20 protein-coding genes are annotated in these 19,179 nt (G+C 71.2%); 8 read left to right on the forward strand and 12 right to left on the reverse strand.

Translation table 11 applies throughout. The features are described from left to right. The first annotated feature begins 186 nt into the window (after positions 1-186). A complete protein-coding gene (locus IE124_RS19290; RefSeq protein WP_370468786.1) occupies positions 187-1,170 on the forward strand; it encodes a LacI family DNA-binding transcriptional regulator in 984 nt (327 codons plus the stop codon). A gap of 242 nt (positions 1,171-1,412) precedes the next feature. Here IE124_RS19290 and IE124_RS19295 read toward each other — a convergent pair whose 3' ends face one another. The 5 genes from IE124_RS19295 to IE124_RS19315 form a co-directional block, all read right to left on the reverse strand. Beyond that, positions 1,413-2,702, reverse strand: coding sequence for a DUF6986 family protein (locus tag IE124_RS19295; protein ID WP_189509055.1), 1,290 nt, complete (start codon positions 2,700-2,702; stop codon positions 1,413-1,415). Between the two features lie 153 nt (positions 2,703-2,855). Further along, complete coding sequence (locus IE124_RS19300) at positions 2,856-3,818, reverse strand: electron transfer flavoprotein subunit alpha/FixB family protein (protein WP_189509056.1); 963 nt, start codon at positions 3,816-3,818, stop codon at positions 2,856-2,858. Positions 3,819-3,873: 55 nt separating this feature from the next. Beyond that, complete coding sequence (locus IE124_RS19305; RefSeq protein ID WP_189509057.1) at positions 3,874-4,659, reverse strand: electron transfer flavoprotein subunit beta/FixA family protein; 786 nt, start codon at positions 4,657-4,659, stop codon at positions 3,874-3,876. Between the two features lie 201 nt (positions 4,660-4,860). Beyond that, a complete protein-coding gene (locus IE124_RS19310; protein WP_189509058.1) occupies positions 4,861-5,385 on the reverse strand; it encodes a flavin reductase family protein in 525 nt (174 codons plus the stop codon). A gap of 246 nt (positions 5,386-5,631) precedes the next feature. Beyond that, positions 5,632-5,958, reverse strand: coding sequence for a TlpA family protein disulfide reductase (locus tag IE124_RS19315; RefSeq protein WP_189509059.1), 327 nt, complete (start codon positions 5,956-5,958; stop codon positions 5,632-5,634). Positions 5,959-6,187: 229 nt separating this feature from the next. Here IE124_RS19315 and IE124_RS19320 point away from each other — a divergent pair, with 229 nt between their 5' ends. Then, complete coding sequence (locus IE124_RS19320; RefSeq protein ID WP_189509060.1) at positions 6,188-6,910, forward strand: lysophospholipid acyltransferase family protein; 723 nt, start codon at positions 6,188-6,190, stop codon at positions 6,908-6,910. Between the two features lie 36 nt (positions 6,911-6,946). Here IE124_RS19320 and IE124_RS19325 read toward each other — a convergent pair whose 3' ends face one another. From IE124_RS19325 to IE124_RS19345, 5 genes are all read right to left on the reverse strand, one after another. Next, on the reverse strand, positions 6,947-7,546 hold the full coding sequence (locus tag IE124_RS19325; protein ID WP_189509061.1) for a transglutaminase-like domain-containing protein: 600 nt from the start codon (positions 7,544-7,546) through the stop codon (positions 6,947-6,949). A gap of 75 nt (positions 7,547-7,621) precedes the next feature. Further along, a complete protein-coding gene (locus IE124_RS19330; protein WP_189509197.1) occupies positions 7,622-8,704 on the reverse strand; it encodes a threonine aldolase family protein in 1,083 nt (360 codons plus the stop codon). After that, positions 8,701-9,462: an SDR family NAD(P)-dependent oxidoreductase gene (locus tag IE124_RS19335; protein ID WP_189509198.1), complete on the reverse strand. Its 762-nt coding sequence runs from the start codon at positions 9,460-9,462 to the stop codon at positions 8,701-8,703. The genes IE124_RS19330 and IE124_RS19335 overlap by 4 nt, the downstream gene beginning before the upstream one ends. A 35-nt stretch (positions 9,463-9,497) precedes the next feature. Further along, a complete protein-coding gene (locus IE124_RS19340) occupies positions 9,498-10,904 on the reverse strand; it encodes a DUF6421 family protein (RefSeq protein ID WP_189509062.1) in 1,407 nt (468 codons plus the stop codon). Between the two features lie 190 nt (positions 10,905-11,094). Continuing rightward, positions 11,095-11,646 (reverse strand): GNAT family N-acetyltransferase, encoded by a 552-nt coding sequence (locus IE124_RS19345; protein ID WP_189509063.1) that lies wholly within the window; start codon positions 11,644-11,646, stop codon positions 11,095-11,097. A gap of 160 nt (positions 11,647-11,806) precedes the next feature. Between IE124_RS19345 and IE124_RS19350 the strand changes: the two genes are divergently transcribed. The 4 genes from IE124_RS19350 to IE124_RS19365 all read left to right on the forward strand — a co-directional run bounded on the left by IE124_RS19350 (position 11,807) and on the right by IE124_RS19365 (position 14,980). Continuing rightward, the gene (locus IE124_RS19350; RefSeq protein WP_189509064.1) at positions 11,807-12,415 is read left to right on the forward strand and encodes a DUF5134 domain-containing protein; all 609 of its coding nucleotides are present in this window, start codon (positions 11,807-11,809) and stop codon (positions 12,413-12,415) included. A gap of 134 nt (positions 12,416-12,549) precedes the next feature. Then, entirely contained in the window at positions 12,550-13,485 is a 936-nt protein-coding gene (locus tag IE124_RS19355) for a M56 family metallopeptidase (RefSeq protein WP_189509065.1), read from the forward strand. A gap of 82 nt (positions 13,486-13,567) precedes the next feature. Then, entirely contained in the window at positions 13,568-14,200 is a 633-nt protein-coding gene (locus IE124_RS19360; RefSeq protein WP_189509066.1) for a phosphatase PAP2 family protein, read from the forward strand. A 129-nt stretch (positions 14,201-14,329) separates the two neighbouring features. Beyond that, a complete protein-coding gene (locus tag IE124_RS19365; RefSeq protein ID WP_189509067.1) occupies positions 14,330-14,980 on the forward strand; it encodes a TetR/AcrR family transcriptional regulator in 651 nt (216 codons plus the stop codon). Here IE124_RS19365 and IE124_RS19370 read toward each other — a convergent pair. Further along, positions 14,959-16,389: an LVIVD repeat-containing protein gene (locus IE124_RS19370; RefSeq protein WP_189509199.1), complete on the reverse strand. Its 1,431-nt coding sequence runs from the start codon at positions 16,387-16,389 to the stop codon at positions 14,959-14,961. The two genes, IE124_RS19365 and IE124_RS19370, sit on opposite strands and share 22 nt — an antisense overlap. 272 nt (positions 16,390-16,661) lie before the next feature. Between IE124_RS19370 and IE124_RS19375 the strand changes: the two genes are divergently transcribed. Continuing rightward, a complete protein-coding gene (locus IE124_RS19375; protein WP_189509068.1) occupies positions 16,662-17,312 on the forward strand; it encodes a DUF305 domain-containing protein in 651 nt (216 codons plus the stop codon). A gap of 196 nt (positions 17,313-17,508) precedes the next feature. Here IE124_RS19375 and IE124_RS19380 read toward each other — a convergent pair whose 3' ends face one another. Next, positions 17,509-17,868, reverse strand: a complete 360-nt coding sequence (locus IE124_RS19380) for an ArsR/SmtB family transcription factor (RefSeq protein ID WP_189509069.1) — start codon at positions 17,866-17,868, stop codon at positions 17,509-17,511. A 135-nt stretch (positions 17,869-18,003) separates the two neighbouring features. Here IE124_RS19380 and IE124_RS19385 point away from each other — a divergent pair, with 135 nt between their 5' ends. Continuing rightward, on the forward strand, positions 18,004-19,086 hold the full coding sequence (locus tag IE124_RS19385) for an NADH:flavin oxidoreductase/NADH oxidase (RefSeq protein ID WP_189509070.1): 1,083 nt from the start codon (positions 18,004-18,006) through the stop codon (positions 19,084-19,086). Positions 19,087-19,179 lie beyond the last annotated feature (93 nt).

Genomic DNA, 19,179 nt, shown 5'->3' on the forward strand with positions numbered 1-19,179 from the left:
CAGTCGGCGGCCGGGAGCGGCCCGGGGCAATCCGTACAGTCTGCCCAGACTCCGAGCGATTGACAACGTTGTCCAGCCTCTATGCTCGACGGAGGAAGAAGATCCGGAACAAACACGACGGAGGAACCCCGCACCGTGGCCGCCATCGCCCGCCGCACCGATCACCGCTACGGCAACCGGCCCACGATGAAGGACGTGGCCGCCCGCGCGGGCGTCGGCCTCAAGACCGTCTCCCGGGTCGTCAACGGTGAGCCGGGGGTCACCCCGGAGACCGAGCGCCGCGTCCACGAGGCCATCGAGGCCCTCGGCTTCCGCCGCAACGACAGCGCGCGGGTCCTGCGCAAGGGCCGGACGGCCACCGTCGGCCTGGTCCTCGAGGATCTCGCCGACCCCTTCTACGGACCGCTCAGCCGCGCGGTCGAGGAGGTCGCGCGGGCGCACGGCGCGCTCCTCATCAACGGATCCAGCGCCGAGGACCCCGACCGGGAGCAGGAGTTGGCGCTCGCGCTCTGCGCGCGCCGGGTCGACGGCCTGATCGTCATCCCCGCCGGTGACGACCACCGCTATCTGGAGCCGGAGATCAGGGCGGGTGTCGCCACGGTCTTCGTCGACCGGCCGGCGGGGCGGATCGACGCCGACGCCGTGCTCTCGGACAGCTTCGGCGGGGCGCGCGAGGGCGTGTCCCATCTGATCGCCCACGGACACCGCCGGATCGGTTTCGTCGGCGACCGGCCCCGCATCCACACGGGCGCCGAGCGGCTGCGCGGCTACCGCGCGGCGATGGCAGAAGCGGGCCTTCCGGTCCGGGAGGAGTGGGTCTCCCTCGGGTCGACGAGCCCGGAGCGGGTGAACGCGGCCGTACGGGGGCTCCTGACCGCGCCGGAGCCGGTGACGGCGCTGTTCGCGGGGAACAACCGGGTCACCGTCACGGCGGTGCGGACCCTCGCCGCGCATCCGTCGCCGGTCGCCCTCGTCGGCTTCGACGACATCGAGCTGGCCGATCTGCTGGGCATCACGGTCGTCGCCCAGGACGCCGCCGCGCTCGGCCGGACGGCGGCGGAGCGGCTCTTCCGGCGCCTGGACGGGGCGGGCGGGGCACCGGAGCGGGTGGTGCTCGGCACAAAGCTCCTCGCCCGCGGCTCGGGCGAGATCCCGGCACCGACCGGCTGACGCGCGACCGCACGACCGCACGACCGCACGACCGCACGACCGCACGACCGCACGACTACACGACTACGCCGAACGGCTGGGTACGACAGCCCCCTGCGCGGGCCACCACAGCCGACGTCGGGCCACGTCATGCCACCGCACCCAACCGCCAGGCCACCCCACCCGAACACGACCGCCCCGCCCCCGTACCGCGCAGGCGCGCGACGTACGAGGTGTGGGGCAGTCCTGCGAGGACCCGGAGGCTACTCGGCCGAAGCGGTGAGGTCGCCGCGGCGCGGGGCCGCGAAGCGGTCGAGTGCGGCGCGGGTCATGCCGGTGAGGGCGTCGACCTCGGCCGTGTCGAGGGCGCCGCAGTCGATGCCGCGCAGCAGGTACGAGGAGAGCGCCTTGGCGGTGGCGGGCTCGTCCATGACGTCGCCGCCCGCGTGGTTGGCGTAGGCCGAGAGCCGCTTGGCGGCGGCTTCGTAGCCCTCGCGGTAGAAGGCGAAGACGGCGGCGTACCGGGTGGGGATGTGGCCGGGGTGCATGTCCCAGCCCTGGTAGTAGGCGCGGGAGAGGGCGCGGCGGGTCAGGCCGTAGTGCAGGCGCCAGGCCTCGTGGACGTGCTCCTTGGAGCCGACCGGGAGGACGTTGGTGGAGCCGTCCGAGACGCGGACGCCGGTGCCGGCGGCGGCGACCTGCATGATCGCCTTGGCGTGGTCGGCGGCGGGGTGGTCGCTGGCCTGGTAGGCGGCGGAGACGCCGAGGCAGGCGCTGTAGTCGAAGGTGCCGTAGTGCAGGCCGGTCGCGCGGCCCTCGGCGGCGCCGATCATGCGGGCGACGGCGGCGGTGCCGTCGGTGGCAAGGATGGACTGGCTGGTCTCGATCTGGATCTCGAAGCCGAGGCGGCCGGCGTCCAGGCCGTGGGCCTTCTCGAAGGCCTCCAGCAGGCGGACGAAGGCGGAGACCTGCTCGGGGTAGGTCACCTTCGGCAGGGTGAGGACGAGACCGTCGGGGAGGCCGCCGTGCTCCAGCAGACCGGTGAGGAAGACGTCGGTGGTGCGGATGCCCCGGTCGCGTACCGCGGACTCCATGCACTTCATCCGGATGCCCATGTACGGGGCGGCCGTGGAGTTCGCGTACGCCTCCGAGATCAGCCGCGCCGCGCGGGCCGCGTCCCGGTCCTCGTCCTGGCCGGCGTACCCGTCCTCGAAGTCGACCCGGAGGTCCTCGATCGGCTCGCGCTCCAGCTTGGCGCGCACGCGGCTGTAGACGTCCTCGGCGAGGTCGTCGGTGAGGCCCAGGACGGCCGCGAAGGAGGCGGCGTCCGGGGCGTGCTCGTCGAGGGCGGCGAGCGCCTGGTCGCCCCAGGAGCGGACGGTGTCGGCGTCGAAGACGTTGCCGGGGACGTAGACCGTGTGGACGGGCTGGCGGGTGCCGGGGTCTCCCGGGTAGCGACGGTCGAGCTCCGCGTCCACCGCCGCCAGGGAGGCGCTGATGCCCTCGCTGACCGCGCCCGCGAGGCTCGTCGACACCTTCTCCTGCTGACCCATTCCACACCCTCCTGTTTTCCGCTGCACGGAATCAACAATCCGTATAGCGAAGTTAATAGTCGGCCTGGACTCACGTCAATGGGTGTCCGAAACGGCCGGGGGCCGCGCGGCGACGAATCGCCACGCGGCCCCCGGACCGTACAGAACCGCAGGTCAGCCCTTGCGGGCCTGAACCTCGGCGGTCAGCTGCGGAACGACGTCGAAGAGGTCGCCCACCACGCCGTAGTCGACGAGGTCGAAGATCGGAGCCTCGGCGTCCTTGTTGATGGCGACGATGGTCTTCGAGGTCTGCATGCCCGCGCGGTGCTGGATCGCGCCCGAGATGCCGGAGGCGATGTACAGCTGCGGCGAGACCGACTTGCCGGTCTGGCCGACCTGGTTGGAGTGCGGGTACCAGCCGGCGTCGACGGCGGCGCGGGAGGCGCCGACGGCGGCACCGAGCGAGTCGGCGAGGGCCTCGATGATCGCGAAGTTCTCGGCACCGTTGACGCCACGGCCACCGGAGACCACGATCGCGGCCTCGGTCAGCTCCGGACGGCCGGTCGACTCGCGCGGGGTGCGCGCGGTGACCTTGGTGCCGGTGGCCAGCGGGCCGAAGGAGACCGCGAGGGCCTCGACGGCGCCGGCGGCCGGGGCGGCCTCGACGGGGGCCGAGTTCGGCTTGACCGTGATGACCGGGGTGCCCTTGGAGACACGGGACTTGGTGGTGAACGAGGCGGCGAACGCGGCCTGGGTCGCGACCGGGCCCTCGCCGCCGGCCTCGATGTCCACGGCGTCGGTGATGACACCGGAGCCGATGCGGACGGCGAGGCGGGCCGCGATCTCCTTGCCCTCGGCGGAGGACGGGACCAGGACGGCGGCCGGGGACACGGCGTCGTACGCGGCCTGGAGGGCGTCGACCTTCGGGACGACGAGGTACTCGGCGAACTCGGGGGCGTCGGCGGTGAGGACCTTCACGGCGCCGTGCTCGGCGAGCGCGGCGGCGGTGTCGGCGGCGCCGTTGCCCAGCGCGACGGCGACCGGCTCGCCGAGGCGGCGGGCGAGCGTCAGCAGCTCCAGGGTGGGCTTGCGGACGGCACCGTCGACGTGGTCGACGTAGACGAGAATCTCAGCCATGGGACTTCAGTCTCCTGCGAACGAAAAGGGGCGGGACGGTCGGCTCGCGCGAGCCTTAGATGAACTTCTGGCTCGCGAGGTACTCGGCGAGCTGCTTGCCGCCCTCGCCCTCGTCCTTGACGATCGTGCCCGCGGTGCGCGCCGGACGCTCGGCGGCCGAGTCGACCAGGGTCCAGGAACCCTCCAGGCCGACCTCCTCGGCCTCGATGTCGAGGTCGTCGAGGTCCAGGGACTCCACCGGCTTCTTCTTGGCGGCCATGATGCCCTTGAAGGACGGGTAGCGCGCCTCGCCCGACTGGTCCGTCACGGAGACGACGGCCGGGAGGGAGGCCTCGAGCTGCTCGGAGGCGGCGTCGCCGTCGCGGCGGCCGGTCACCTTGCCGTCCTCGATCTTGACCTCGGAGAGCAGCGTGACCTGCGGGACGCCCAGGCGCTCGGCGAGGATCGCCGGCAGGACACCCATGGTGCCGTCGGTGGAGGCCATACCGGCGATGACGACGTCGTAGCCGGTCTTCTCGATCGCCTTGGCGAGCACGAGCGACGTGGCCATGACGTCACTGCCGTGCAGGTCGTCGTCCTCGACGTGGACGGCCTTGTCGGCACCCATGGACAGCGCCTTGCGCAGCGCGTCCTTGGCGTCCTCGGGGCCGACCGTCAGCACGGTGACCTCCGCGTCGTCCGCCTCTTCGGCGATCTGCAGGGCCTGCTCGACCGCGTACTCGTCGAGCTCCGACAGCAGGCCGTCGACGTCGTCGCGGTCGACCGTCAGGTCGTCCGCGAACTTACGGTCTCCGGTCGCGTCGGGCACGTACTTCACACAGACAACGATCCTCAAGCTCACGCCGGCTCTCCTACTGCATCGTCATAACTTGGCTGCCTTGTTGCTCGCAGCATAGGCGCCTGAAGGGCGGGTTTCCGGTCGGGGCGCCGGACGCCCCGACCGAAATATTACTCGCCAGTACACCCAGTTCGTTACCGGTAAGCAAGCGCTCAGCAATGTGACCTTGACAACGCGCGGAGAGAGGGCGCGTTCCGGGAACTCTCAGTCGCGCAGCGCGTTGAAGCGCCCGTGGTGGTACAGGAGCGGCCGGCCGGCCCCGTCCGGGTCCCCGGCGACTGCCTGCGCGATCACGATCCTGTGGTCGCCGGCGGGCACGCGGGCCACCACGCGGCAGACCAGCCAGGCCAGGACACCGTCCAGGACGGGCACCCCCTCCGGCCCCAGGCTCCAGCGTGTCGCCCCGCCGAAGCGGTCGGCGCCGCTGCGCGCGAAGGTGGCGGCCAGCTCCTCCTGGTGCTCGCCGAGTATGTGGACGCCGATGTGCTCGGCCTCGGACACCACGGGCCAGCTGGAGGAGGAGGTGCCCACCCCGAAGGAGATCATCGGGGGATCGGCGGCGACGGAATTGAGCGAGGTCGCGGTGAAGCCGACCGGGCGCTCGCCGTGCGCGGTGATCACCGCGACACCGGCGGCGTGCCGGCGGAAGACGGAGCGGAGCAGATCGGGAGAGGCCTGCCGGGGTGCGCCGATCGTGGGGGCCGTGCGGAGGTCGGGCGTGACCGTCATGGAATTGTCCTTCTGCGAGGGCGTCATGAGGAGAGTCCTGGGGTGGTCAGACACCCTGACAGCGCGCGCTCGCGTTGCGACCCAGGTCCACATGGGCCCGGCCGTAGAGAAGGAGTTCTGGGGGCACTCCGCCAGGGTGACGATCGTTGGCGGGGGCAGTCAAGTGCGTACCGGGATATGGGAGAAGTGTCACGGCGTCAGACCGCCCGCGCCCAACGGTGCGAGAGCACCCGCCGTGGCGCCGCGTCAGACCGCCTGCCCCAGAGCCGCGATGACGTCGGCCCTGCGGGGCTGGCCGGCCGCCCGGCGGACGACCCGGCCGGCGCGGTCGAGGACGAGGACGGTGGGCGTCCGCACGATGCCCAGCTCCCGTACGAGATCGAGCCGTTCCTCGGCGTCGATCTCCACGTGCCCGACGCCCGGCACCATGGCGGCGACCTCGGCGAGGGTGCGGCGGGTGGCACGGCAGGGCTGGCAGAAGGCGGTCGAGAACTGCACGAGGGTGGCCCGCTCGCCCAGCTCGGCACCGAGCCGCTCCGGCCGCAGGATCTCCGCCCCCAGGGCCTCCGACATCCTTCTCCCCTTTCCCGTACGTCTCATCTCCCCCACCAGCAGCGTCGCACGGGACCGTTCGATTCCCGCCACGGCCACCGGGGGTGACGAGAATCTCTCTGTACGAAGGCGTCTGGACTGGTCACGGCGCCCCACATGGGGCACGATCTGCCCAAAGCCGAAAACCTACGGCCGCGTAACTTCGCCGGGAGAATCCGCTCCGGGCACACGAAGAAGAGGTTCCTATCCGATGGCAGAACTCGTCTATCGACCGGTCGTCGGTGCCGCGCTCACGCTGTTCAAGGCGCTCGACCTGAAGATCGACACGCAGGGTTCCGAGAACATCCCCCGCACGGGCGGCGCGGTGCTCGTGAGCAACCACATCAGCTATCTGGACTTCATCTTCACGGGGCTCGCGGCCCTGCCGCAGAAGCGGCTCGTGCGCTTCATGGCGAAGGACTCCGTCTTCAGGCACAAGGTCTCCGGGCCGCTCATGCGCGGCATGAAGCACATCCCCGTCGACCGCTCGGCGGGCGAGCACGCCTTCAAGCACGCGCTCGAATCACTGCGGGCCGGTGAGATCGTCGGCGTCTTCCCCGAGGCCACCATCTCCCAGTCCTTCACGCTCAAGAGCTTCAAGACGGGTGCGGCGCGGCTGGCGCAGGAGGCGGGCGTCCCGCTGATCCCGATGGCGCTGTGGGGCACCCAGCGCGTCTGGACCAAGGGCCACCCCCGGAACTTCAAGCGGAGCCACATCCCGGTGACGATCCGCGTCGGCGAGCCCATCGAGGCCCCCACCGACCAGTACGCGGGCGCCATCACGCGGCGGCTGCGCGAGCGCGTCCAGGAGCTCCTGGAGGCCGCCCAGCGCGCGTACCCGGTCCGCCCGAAGGACGCCGACGACACGTGGTGGGTGCCCGCCCACCTCGGCGGTACGGCTCCGACGCCGGCCCAGGTCAAGGAAGCGGGCTGAGCGAAGCCCCGAGTCACGGCCCGCCGGGCGGCGGCGTCACAGCTCCGTGGGGAGCGTCCGCCAGAGGTACGCCCGGTCCGGTGCCGCTTTGAGCGCGCCCAGGACGGCCGGGTGCGGTTCCGCGTACAGCCGCGGGTAGTCCACCTCGCCCAGCTCCGGCCGTACGGTCCAGGCGAGCCGCTCCTCCCCCAGCGAGAACCGAGCGTCGACGCCCGGTCTGTTGCCCCGTACGTCCTGCCGGGCCCACTTCCGCTCGCCGGGCAGCAGGAGCGCGACGAGGCCGTGGATCACGGGGTTCGTGCCGTCGTCCTCCGCGAGCCGCTGGTAGCAGAGGGCGGCCGGGACGGAGCGGGCGCGCAGGAGCGCGGCGTACGCGACGGACTTGGCGTAGCAGATGCCGGTGCGCTGCTCCAGGACGTCGGAGGCGCGCCAGGTGACGCGGGGGTCGCCCGAGTCCTGGGAGTGCGGGATGGTGTCGCGGACGTACGCGAAGGCCGCCTCGGCGTATGAGTATGCGTCGCGATGCTCGGCGGAGAGCTGGGCCGCCACTTCCCCGACCAGCGAATGGTCATGGTCGACGGCCTCGCCGATCGCGAGGTAGGCCGAGATATCGGGGTGCTGCTGCACGAGATCCATGCGGTGTGAGCGTAGGGAAACGGCCGGACGGAAGTCAATGACTTTCCGTCCGGCCGTATATCCATGCATCAAGCGCTACTGTCGCGCCATCTCTTCCTTCAGCGCCTGGAGGAAGGCGTCCACGTCGTCCTCCGTGGTGTCGAAGGCGCACATCCAGCGCACATCGCCGGCGGCCTCGTCCCAGAAGTAGAAGCGGAACCGTTCCTGCAGGCGCCTGGTCACCTCGTGCGGAAGCCGCGCGAAGACCGCGTTGGCCTGGACCGGGTAGAGGATCTCCACCCCGTCCACCGCGCGCACGCCCGCCGCGAGGCGCTGGGCCATCGCGTTGGCGTGCCGGGCGTTGCGCAGCCACAGGTCCTTGGCGAGGAGCGCCTCCAGCTGCACCGACACGAAGCGCATCTTCGAGGCGAGCTGCATGGACAGCTTGCGCAGGTGCTTCATGTGGCTGACGGCGTCCGGGTTGAGGACGATCACGGCCTCGCCGAAGATCATGCCGTTCTTCGTCCCGCCGTACGAGATCACGTCCACGCCCACCGCGTTGGTGAACGCGCGCATCGGCACGTTCAGCGACGCCGCGGCGTTGGCGATACGGGCTCCGTCGAGGTGCACCTTCATGCCCTTGGCGTGGGCGTGCTCGACGATCGCGCGGATCTCCTCGACCGTGTAGACGGTGCCCAGCTCGGTGTTCTGGGTGATCGAGACGACCTGCGGCATCGCGCGGTGCTCGTCCTCCCAGCCCCAGGCCTGCCGGTCGATGAGCTCGGGGGTGAGCTTGCCGTCCGGGGTCGGCACGGTGAGCAGCTTGAGGCCGCCCATCCGCTCGGGCGCCCCGCCCTCGTCCACGTTGATGTGCGCGGACTCGGCGCAGATGACGGCGCCCCAGCGGTCCGTGAGCGCCTGGAGGGCGGTCACGTTCGCTCCGGTGCCGTTGAAGACCGGGAAGGCCTCGGCGCCGGCTCCGAAGTGGCTGTGGATGACGCGCTGGAGGTGCTCGGTGTACTGGTCCTCGCCGTAGGCGACCTGGTGGCCTTCGTTGGCGAGGGCGAGGGCCGCCAGGATCTCGGGGTGGGCGCCGGCGTAGTTGTCGCTGGCGAAGCCCCGGACCGACGGGTCGTGGCGACGACGTGCGTCGGTCCCGGGGCCGAGGGCCGCTGTCACGGCTTGGGGGTCAGCCACAGACGCTGTCCATTCACTTCCTGGGCGGGCTTGTCCCACAGGCCGGCGATCTCGTCGGCCAGGTCCTTGACGTCGGTGAAGCCCGCGAACTTCGCGTTGGGGCGTTCGGCGCGCATGGCGTCGTGCACCAGTGCCTTGATCACCAGGATGGCAGCCGCCGCCTGCGGGCCGTCGTCGCCCCCCAGCTTGCGGAACGAGTCCGCCATGGCGAGGGTCCAGGCCTCGGCGGCCGCCTTGCCCGCGTTGTACGCGGCGTTGTTGGCGAGCGGCTTGTGCGCACCGACCTGGCTGATCAGGGCGTACCGGCCGCGTCCGCCGGCGCGCAGCAGCCCGTCGTGGAAGGCGAGCGAGGTGTGCTGGACGGTGCGGATGAGGAGCTTCTCGAGGAAGTCCCAGTCCTTGAGCTCGGTCTCCATGAAGGAGGAGCTGCCGCGCCAGCCGCCGACGAGGTGGACCAGGCCGTCGATCCGGCCGAACTCCTTCTCGGTCTTCGCGGCCCAGTCGCGGGTCGCGTCCAGGTCGAGCAGGTCGACCGTGTCCCCGATGACCTTGGCGCCGCCGTGGGCGTAGCGGGCGGCGTCGACGGCTTCCGCGAGGCGCGCCGGGTCGGCGTCGGAGCCGACGACGGTCGCGCCCGCCTCGGCGAGACGGATCAGGGCCGCGCGGCCCGCGGGGCCGGCCGCGCCGGCCACCGCGATGACGGCACCGTCGAGCGGTCCACCGTTTCCGTTGGCGTTCATGGGCGTCGCCTCCTGCGTGTCCTCGATGAGGTCGCTCACGCGGCGACCCGCTCGGTGCTCGGGACGTCGGCGGCGGTGATCCCCTTGGTGTCGGCGATCACGCCCTTCAGCTTCTTCGCCAGGGCCTCAAAGAACATGCTGAGCGGAAACTCGTCCGGAAGCACGTCGTCCACCAGCTTGCGCGGCGGGAGGGACAGGTCCAGGGCGTCCGGACCCTTGGCCCACTTGGACCCCGGGTGCGGGGAGATGTAGGTGGTGACGAACTCGTACGCCTTGAACCAGTGGACCAGCTTCGGGCGGTCGATGCCGTCGCGGTAGAGGGTCTCGATCTCGGAGCAGAGGCGGTTGGTGACCTCGGGGGCGCGGTCCCAGTCGATCGTGAGAATGTTGTCCGTCCAGCGCACCACGTCGTTCTTGTGGAGGTACGCGAAGAGGAGCTGGCCGCCCATGCCGTCGTAGTTGCGGTTGCGGTCGCCGGTGAGCGGGAAGCGGAACATCCGGTCGAAGAGCACCGCGTACTGCACGTCACGGCCGTGGCCGTTGCCCTCGGCCTCCAGCTTCACGGCCTCCTTGAAGGCGGTGAGGTCGCAGCGGAGCTCCTCCAGGCCGTACATCCAGAACGGCTGGCGCTGCTTGATCATGAAGGGGTCGAAGGGCAGGTCGCCGCGGCTGTGGGCGCGGTCGTGGACCAGGTCCCAGAGCGCGAAGGCCTGCTGGCAGCGCTCCTGGTCGCCGAGCATGACGGCGATGTCCTCGGGCAGCTTCACGCCGAGGGTGTCGACCGCGGCCTCGGTGACCTTGCGGAAGCGCGCGGCCTCGCGGTCGCAGAAGATGCCGCCCCAGGTGAAGCGCTCGGGGACCTCGCGGACGGCGACGGTCTCGGGGAAGAGGACGGCCGAGTTGGTGTCGTAACCGGCGGTGAAGTCCTCGAAGGTGATGCCGCAGAAGCCCGGGTTGTCGTAGCGGGTGCGCTCCAGCTCGGAGAGCCACTCCGGCCAGACCATGCGGAGCACGACGGCCTCGAAGTTGCGGTCGAGGTTGCCGTTCTGCGTGTACATCGGGAAGAGCACGAGGTGCTGCAGCCCGTCGGCGCGGCCGGCGGCCGGGTGGAACTCCATCAGGGAGTCCAGGAAGTCCGGCACGGTGAAGCCGCTCTCGACCCACTTGCGCAGGTCCGCGACGAGGGCACGGTGGTAGGCGCCGTCGTGCGGGACGAGCGGGGAGAGCTGCTCGACGGCGGCGACCAGGCGGTCCACGGTCAGCTCGACGAGCGCGCGGGCGGGGGCGCCCTCGGCGTCGAAGTCGATGGAGCCGTCCGCGTTCTGCCAGGGGCGGATCTCTTCCACGGCATTCTTGAGCTCGGCCCAAGCGGGGTGGTCGATCACCCGGGCATCGGCGGATATGGCCCCACCAGTCACGTCCTGCACAAGAATTTCCGTCATTCCTCTTCCTTCACAGGAGAACCTCGCGTTAAGACACCGTAACCATCCACGCTTCCTCAACACAAGGGGAGCAAGAGAAATTATCCTGTGCGACCCCCATGGATACCGAAGTTTTTCCTGTCTGCCGGTCGTGAAGCCACCCTTCCGCCACACAGACCTCCTCCGGCTCCTCCCCAGCGCCTACGGAGAGTCAGCTCAGCGGCTTGACCAGCAGCTCGAACCGCAGGTCGTCGCGCTGGGGCACGCCGAAGCGCTCGTCCCCGTACGGGAAGGGGGTCATCTGCCCCGTACGGCGATATCCGCGCCGCTCGTACCAGGCGATGAGCTCCTCGCGCACGGAGATCACCGTCATGTGCATCTCGCGGACGTCCCACAGCTCGCTCACCCGCCGCTCGGCCTCCGCGATGATCAGCTTGCCGAGGCCGGCGCCCTGGAGCTCGGGACGGACGGCGAACATCCCGAAGTAGGCGGCCTCGCCGCGGTGCTCCAGCTGGCAGCAGGCGACGACCTCCCCGTCGCGCTCGACGACCAGGAGACGGCTGCCCGGGGTGGTGATGACGGCCGCCACGCCCTCCGGGTCGGTGCGCTGCCCCTGGAGGATGTCCGCCTCCGTGGTCCAGCCGCCCCGGCTTGCGTCGCCCCGGTAGGCCGACTCGACGAGCGGGACGAGGACGGGGACGTCCTCCAGAACCGCCTCGCGGTAGTCGATCCGGCCGGTCTCCTGGGACGTGGCGGTGTCCATGCGTACGGGCTCCCCTCAGGCGCTGACGATCGACGTGCGCGATCGTCCCGAGCCTAACTCGCGCACCTCGCACTCCCCCTCGTACATCCGTGCGCGCCCGTGCGCCCGCGTGCGGCCCCCGGGCGGTGGGCATTGCTCCGGGCAGAGGGGGAGGTGTGCTGTGCACGGAGCGAGCCTGTCGGGGTGGCTGCTCGTCGCGCTCTGCGCCGCAACGGGCGTGTACTGCCTGCTGCGGATGCGCGCGTGTGCCGGGGAGGAGCGGCGGGCCGCGGGCGGCGAGGCGCTGATGGGCCTCGGCATGGCCGCCATGGCGCTGCCGGCGACGGTGGTGGCGCAGCCGGGGTGGAGCTGGGCGGTGTACGCGGCGGTGTTCGGCGGAGCGGCGCTGTCCGGGCTGGCCGTGGCGGCCCGGCGCGGCGGGCACCATCTGCACCATCTCGTCGGCTCGCTCGCCATGCTCTACATGGCGGTGGCGATGGCGGGCCCCGTCGCACAGGGGGCGCACTCGGGGCACGCGATGGGGACGGCGGGCGGCATACCCGTCCTGACGGGCGGGCTGCTCCTCTATTACACGGTGTACGTGCTCCGCGCGGGAGCGCGGCTCGCACCGGCGCCGACGGCGGGCGGGCTCGCGCCGGCGCCGACGGCCGGGGTGGTGCCGGTGGCGGCGGGTGCTCCTGGGCCGGCCTGGGCTCACCGGCCCGAGCTCACCCTCGTGTGCCGGCTCTCGATGGCCCTGGCGATGGTGGCGATGCTGGTGACGCTGTGACCGCGTCACCTCGTCTCCCCGCACCTCTGTGAGGTCGGACGAACCGCACTGTTCGCGCAACGAAACCGTGGCGTACGTCACTTGGCGTCCGGGGCCATACCCCCGACCAGTACCGCGCTCATAGGGTGGCGTTCATGTGGGTCTCCCTCGCGCTGCTCCTGCTCGGCGTTCTGACCGCCCTCGCGGCCCCCCGGCTGCTGGCGCGGGCCGACTGGGCGGAGCGAGAACCCGTGGTCGCGCTCTGGGTGTGGCAGTGCGTGGTGGCGGCGGTGCTGCTGAGCTTCGCGCTGTCGATGACGTTCAGCGCGTCGGCGGCCTGGCAGGCGGTACGGGGACAGCTCTTCGCGCCTGCTCCGCGCGCGGTGGTCGAGGCGTACGAACTCGGCACGACGGGGCCGTGGTCGGGGGTCCTCGCGGTCGCCCTGGCGTGCGGCGGCCTCTGGTCCGGGGCGATGCTCGGCCGCGAGATCGGCCAGGCCCGCGCCCGGCGCCGGCAGCGCCATCGCGAGCTCCTCGTGCGCGCTCCCCTGCTGCCCGGGGAGCAGCCCGGCAGCGAGCGGCTGGTCGTCCTGGAGGGCGAGCGGGCGGGCGCGTGGTGGATGGCCGGGGGCGCGCCCCAACTGGTCATCACCACGGCCGCGCTGCGCCGGCTGAAGGGCCGGCAGCTGGACGCCGTCCTGGCACACGAGCAGGGTCACGCCCGGGCCCGGCACGACTGGCTGCTGCACTGCTCCGCCGCGCTCGCCGGAGGCTTTCCGGGGATCCCGGTCTTCGTGGCCTTCCGCGAGGAGATGCACCGGCTGGTGGAACTGGCCGCCGACGACGTCGCCTCGCGCCGGTTCGGCCGGCTCACGATCGCGCTGGCCCTCGTCGAACTGAACGAGGACCGGGGAGTGTTCGGCCCCGGCCAGGCGCCGGACGCCGATCTGCCGCAGCGGGTGCACCGGCTCCTCACGGCGGCTCCGCGACTCACGGCGGGGCGCCGGCTGAGCCTCACCGCCGTCGCGTCCCTGGTCCCCGTGGTCCCGGTCCTCGTGGCCTTCGTCCCGGCGCTCTCCGCGCTGGGATAGCGGGGGCCGGGGCGGAGGCGGATCGTCCGCGGAATGCGGGGCGGACCGGCGCGAGGGGCGGTGAGTCGGGCAGGATCGGCTCATGCGCTCCTCCGCCGTGGTCTCCGGAGTCCTGTTCGCCCTGCTTCTCGTGCTCGTCGCCTTCGGCTGGTCCCCCCTGCTCTCCTTCGACCGGTCGGTCGCGGAGGAGTTGCACCGGGACGCGGTCGCCCGGCCGGGCGTCACGAGCCTCAACCGCCTCCTGAGCGACTGGGTGTGGGATCCATGGACGATGCGTGCCCTGGCCGCCGTGGCCGTGGTGCTGCTGTGGTGGCGGCGCGAGCGGCTCCTCGCCCTGTGGGTGGCCGGCACGAGCCTCGTCGCGGTGGGCCTGCAGCAGGGGTTGAAGTACCTGGTGGGGCGGGACCGGCCCATGTGGTCCGACCCGGTCGACTCCGCGCGGTTCCCCGCCTTCCCCTCCGGGCACGCGATGACCGCGACGGTGACCTGTGGGCTGCTGCTGTGGGTGCTCGCGCTGCACTGGCAGCCGCGGTGGCGCGGCTGGTCCGTCCTCGTGAGTGTCGCGGTCGTGTCGGTGCTCGGGGTCGGATGGACGCGGATCTACCTCGGCGTGCACTGGACGACGGACGTGCTCGGCGGCTGGCTGCTCGGCTGGTGCTGCGTCGTCGCGGCGATCCTGACGTACCGCCGGAGGAGAATGGGAGAGAAGCGATGAAGCCGCCTGTTCTGGACGATCCCCCGTGTCGCCCAGAACAGACGGCCTGCCCGCCGGCCTGCCACAGGGGCCCGCCGACGGGATGCGCTGAGTATATTGGCCGGCAGCCAGTCAACGCAGGAGCCAAGCATGTCCCCGCGCAGCCCATCGGTCAATGAAGAGCTCAGGCGCCGCTCACGTGAGCGGATTCTGCAGGCCACCGTGGACCTGGTGTCGACGCGTGGCTACGAGGCGACCACACTCGGCGACATCGCCGAGCGGGCGGGTTCGGCGCGCGGACTCATCTCGTACTACTTCCCGGGGAAGCGGCAGCTGCTGCAGGCGGCGGTGCACCGGCTGATGCACCTGACGCTGGAGGAGGCGCTGGAGCGCGAGCCGCGGACGGAGGACGGCCGGGAGCGGCTGGCGCGGGCGATCGACGCGATCCTGGGCCTCGCGGTGTCGCGCCCCACGCTGATGCGGACCCACATGGCGGGAATCCTCCAGGCCGAGGGGTTCGTGCAGTGCCAGGAGCAGCAGCGCCTCGCGTATCTGCTGCGGGACACGGTCGTCCGGTACGGCTCCGAGGACGTGGACACGGACTATCCGCTGCTGCGCGCCCTATTGATGGGCGCGGTCGTGGCGGTCCTGCTGCCGGGTGCTCCGATGCCGATGGCGCGGCTGCGGTGGGAGCTCTTCCAGCGGTACGGGCTGGGCTGGGAGCAGGGCGCGCCGCCGGACGGAGGTCCGCCCGACAGCACGCCCGTGGTGCGGCTCGGTCAGTCGTCGAAGTCGAAGTAGTCCGGCTGCGTCTGGACGTTGAGCTCGTCCATCCGGATCCGCTTCGCGGGGTCGGTACGACGGTCGGAGAGCTTCAGGACGTCGAAGCCCTTGGCGATGTCGTTCGAGTAGATGTAGCCGTTGTAGTAGTACGCGGACCACGAACCGCCCGTGGCGATCGTGGTGGCGGACAGCGGGCCGCGCTCGAAGTAGCCGATCTCCTTCGGGTTGGAGGAGTCCGTGAAGTCCCAGACGGAGACGCCGCCCTGGTACCAGGCCTGGACCATGAGGTCCTTGCCCTTGACCGGGATGAGCGAGCCGTTGTGGGCGACGCAGTTCTCGGTGTCGGCCTGGTGGCGCGGGATCTTGAAGTAGCTGCGGAAGACGAGCTTGCGCTTGTCGCCCTTGCCGACGATGTCGTAGATGCCGTCGGCGCCCCGGTTCGGGCCGACCACGGCGTTGCAGGTGGCACCGCCGCCACCGCCGAGCTCGTCGGTGAAGACGACCTTGTTGGCCTTCTGGTTGAAGGTGGCCGAGTGCCAGAAGGCGAAGTTGACGTTGTCCTGGACCTGGTCGATCACCTTCGGGCGCTCGGGGTCCTTGATGTCGAAGAGGATGCCGTCACCCATGCAGGCACCGGCGGCGAGGTCCTTGTCCGGCAGCACGGTGATGTCGTGGCAGCCCGTGGTCTTGGAGACGCCCGGGTTGGTGGGACCGCCGGGGTTGCCGCCGCCGTCGGGTCCCTCGCCCGGGAAGAGGACGGGGAAGCTGACGATCGCGGCCTTCTCGGGTGCCTTGCGCGGGACCTTGATGACCGAGATGCCGTCGTGCGGGGGCTGGCAGTCCGGGAAGGCCGCGTTGGGCGAGTACGAGGAGACGTACACGTACACGTTCTTGCCCTTGGGCAGGAGCGTGTGGGTGTGCGAGCCGCAGGCGGTCTCGACAGCGGCGACGTACTTCGGGTTCCTGATGTCGCTGATGTCGAAGATCTTCATGCCCTCCCAGGATTCCTTCACCGAGGCGGGCTGCGACGTGCTGGCGCAGGAGTTGTCGCTCCGGGACGAGTCGGTGGAGAGGAAGACCAGGTTCCCGGAGACGGAGATGTCGTTCTGGGAGCCGGGGCAGAGGACCTGGGCGACGGTCTTCGGGGCCTTCGGGTTGCTGATGTCGAAGATCCGGAAGCCGTCGTAGTTGCCTGCGAAGGCGTACTTGCCCTGGAAGGCGAGGTCGGAGTTGGTGCCCTGGAGGGCGTCCTTGGGGATGTTGGCGAGATGCTCGATGTTCTTGCTGTGGACGATCTCGTCCACACCGGGGATGTCACCGCTCTGGATGGCGGCACGCGCCTCGGCGGCCTGCTCCGCGGAGACCGTGCCCTGGGTGAGGGCGTCTCCGGGGTCGGGGGTGGCGGCCGAGGGTCCGGCCGCCAGCATCGTGGCCAGCAGGCCGGCGGCGGCCGACGCCACACCCAGGCGTCTGATCCGTGCACGCGGGCTACGCGGGGTACGCGATATTCGCAACGAAGTCACTCCGTCCTCGCTGGTATCCGTTCGGCCTTGAACGGATGTTGGACCCCGGCAGTATCGTCCTTGGCGTGCGCATCTCAACAGATGGCAACACAGACGTAATGAAGGAATCTGATCGATCCCTCCGGGAAAAGTGCTAGGAACGGTCACTGTCCCCGCAAGAACATCTGGAGGTCGCGTTGTTGATCCGCCGTCAGCGTGCCGTCGTCGCCGTGGCCCTGTCAGCCTTCGCCGTACTCGCCCTGGGAGCATGCGAGTCGGGATCCGACACGGCCGCGCCGCGGGCCGAGAGCTCGGCCGGAGGCTCGGTGGTCGCCCCGGGGAAGCCCGGCGAGCCGGCCAGGCGGATATCGCCGGAGGAGGCCGCCAAGCTCCTCCCCGACGAGAGCCCGAACAGCGCCGACTTCACGTACGCGCAGATGATGATCGTCCACCACCGCCAGGCGCTGACCATGACGGAACTCGCCCCGCAGCGAGCGGGATCCCCGACGGTGAGGAAGGTGGCCGAACGGATCGCGGCCGCGCAGCAGCCGGAGATCGCCGCGATGGAAGGCTGGCTGAAGAACAACGGCGGGCCGCGCGAGCAGAGCGGCCACGACCACCACACCATGCCGGGCATGGCGACCGAGGCCCAGCTGAAGCAGCTGAAGGGCGCGAAGGGCGCGGCCTTCGACGAGCTGTTCCTGAAGCTCATGATCACGCACCACGAGGGAGCCGTGACGATGGCGGCCGAGGTGCTGAGCGAGGGCAACAACGTCCTGGTCGAGGAGATGGCCAACGACGTGATCGCCCAGCAGACCTCGGAGATCAACCGCATGCGGTCGCTGTAGGGCGACGGGGGCGGGCGCAGCGGGCGGCCGAGGCCGGGCGGCTGGGGACGGCCCGAGGTCGGGCACGGGGGGCGGCGCGGGGGCGGCCGAAGCCGGGCACGGTGGGCAGCGCGGGGGCGGCCGAAGTCGGGCGCGGTGGGCGCCTGGCGGGGGCACGGTGGGCACCCGGAGGGGCGCCGTGGGCGCGCCCCGCCGCTCACGCCCCTTCGGCGCCGTCCCGGCGTTCGGCCTGCGCCTCGGCCGCCGTCAGGACCGTGTCCAGGAGGCCGGGGAAGAGGGCGTCCAGATCGTCCTTGCGCAGGGCGTTGAGCTTCGCCGTGCCCTGGTACGTCTGCCGGATGACACCGCTCTCGCGCAGGACGCGGAAGTGGTGCGTCGTCGTGGACTTGGTGACCGGGAGGTCGAAGTACGAGCAGCTCAGCGCGTCGCCCTCACGCGCAAGATCCCGCACGATGCGCAGGCGCACGGTGTCCGAGAGCGCGTGGAGCACCCCTTCGAGGCCGATCTGGTCCCGCGTGGGGTGCTCGAGCGCGCGAGCGCTGGCGGCGGTCGACATGGCGGCGGCTCCGCTTCATCCGGTGGACCTCATTGACGGAGCCCCATTGTACGAGAACTCTCGTAGTTTGACAGATGCCGTACTACGATGAGTATCGTACGAGCATCCTTCGAGGCCCCCGAAACGGAGTCCGTCATGAGCGTCGCCCTGTTCCAGCCCTACACCCTGCGTTCGCTGACCGTGCCCAACCGGGTCTGGATGGCGCCGATGTGCCAGTACTCGGCCGAGATGACCGGGCCGAACGCGGGTGTGGCCGGAGACTGGCACTTCGCCCACTACGCCTCCCGGGCGACCGGCGGCGCCGGGCTCATCCTCGTCGAGGCGACCGCCGTCGCCCCCGAGGGCCGGATCAGCCCGGCGGATCTCGGCCTGTGGAACGACACCCAGAAGGAGGGGCTGCGCCGGATCGCCGGCTTCCTCAAGGAGCACGGCACCGTGCCCGGCATCCAGATCGGCCACGCCGGCCGCAAGGCCTCGACCAACCGTCCCTGGCAGGGCCGCGGTCCCGTCGCGCCGGGCGGGCCCGGCTGGCAGCCCGTCGGCCCCAGCCCGGTCGCCTTCGACGAGGGGTACCCGGTGCCGACCGAGCTGACCGTCGAGCGGATCCGGGAGATCACCGGGCAGTTCGCGGACGCGGCCCGCCGTGCGCTGGACGCCGGCTTCGAGGTCGTCGAGGTACACGGTGCCCACGGCTACCTCATCGGCGAGTTCCTCTCCCCGCACAGCAACCACCGCACCGACGAGTACGGCGGCTCCTTCGAGAACCGGACCCGGCTCGCCCTGGAGGTCGTCGACGCGGTGCGGTCCGTGTGGCCCGAGGAGCTGCCCGTCTTCTTCCGGATCTCCGCCACCGACTGGCTGGAGGAGCAGGGCTGGACGGCCGACGAGACCGTGCGGTTCGCGGCGCTGCTGCGCGAGCACGGCGTCGACCTCCTCGACGTCTCCAGCGGCGGCAACGGCGGCCCGGCACGGATCCCCGTGGGTCCCGGCTACCAGGTGCCGTTCGCCGCCCGGGTCAAGGCGGAGACGGGGCTGCCGGTGGCCGCCGTCGGCCTGATCACCGAGAGCGACCAGGCCGAGAAGATCCTCGCGAACGGCGAGGCCGACGCGGTACTCCTCGGCCGCGAGCTGCTCCGCGACGCCTCCTGGCCCCGTCGCGCGGCCCGTGAGCTCGGCGCGGAGACCCACGCACCGTCGCAGTACGCCTGGGCGATCTGAGGGCCGTCTGCCGGCCAGGGCACCCCGCGCCGGTGTCCGGGGTCGTCCCGGGGGCAGCTGCGTTCGGGGTGGTCCCCTGGGGCTGCGCCCTGC

It is taken from the genome of Streptomyces narbonensis (assembly GCF_014649015.1).
Lineage (GTDB): Bacteria > Actinomycetota > Actinomycetes > Streptomycetales > Streptomycetaceae > Streptomyces > Streptomyces narbonensis.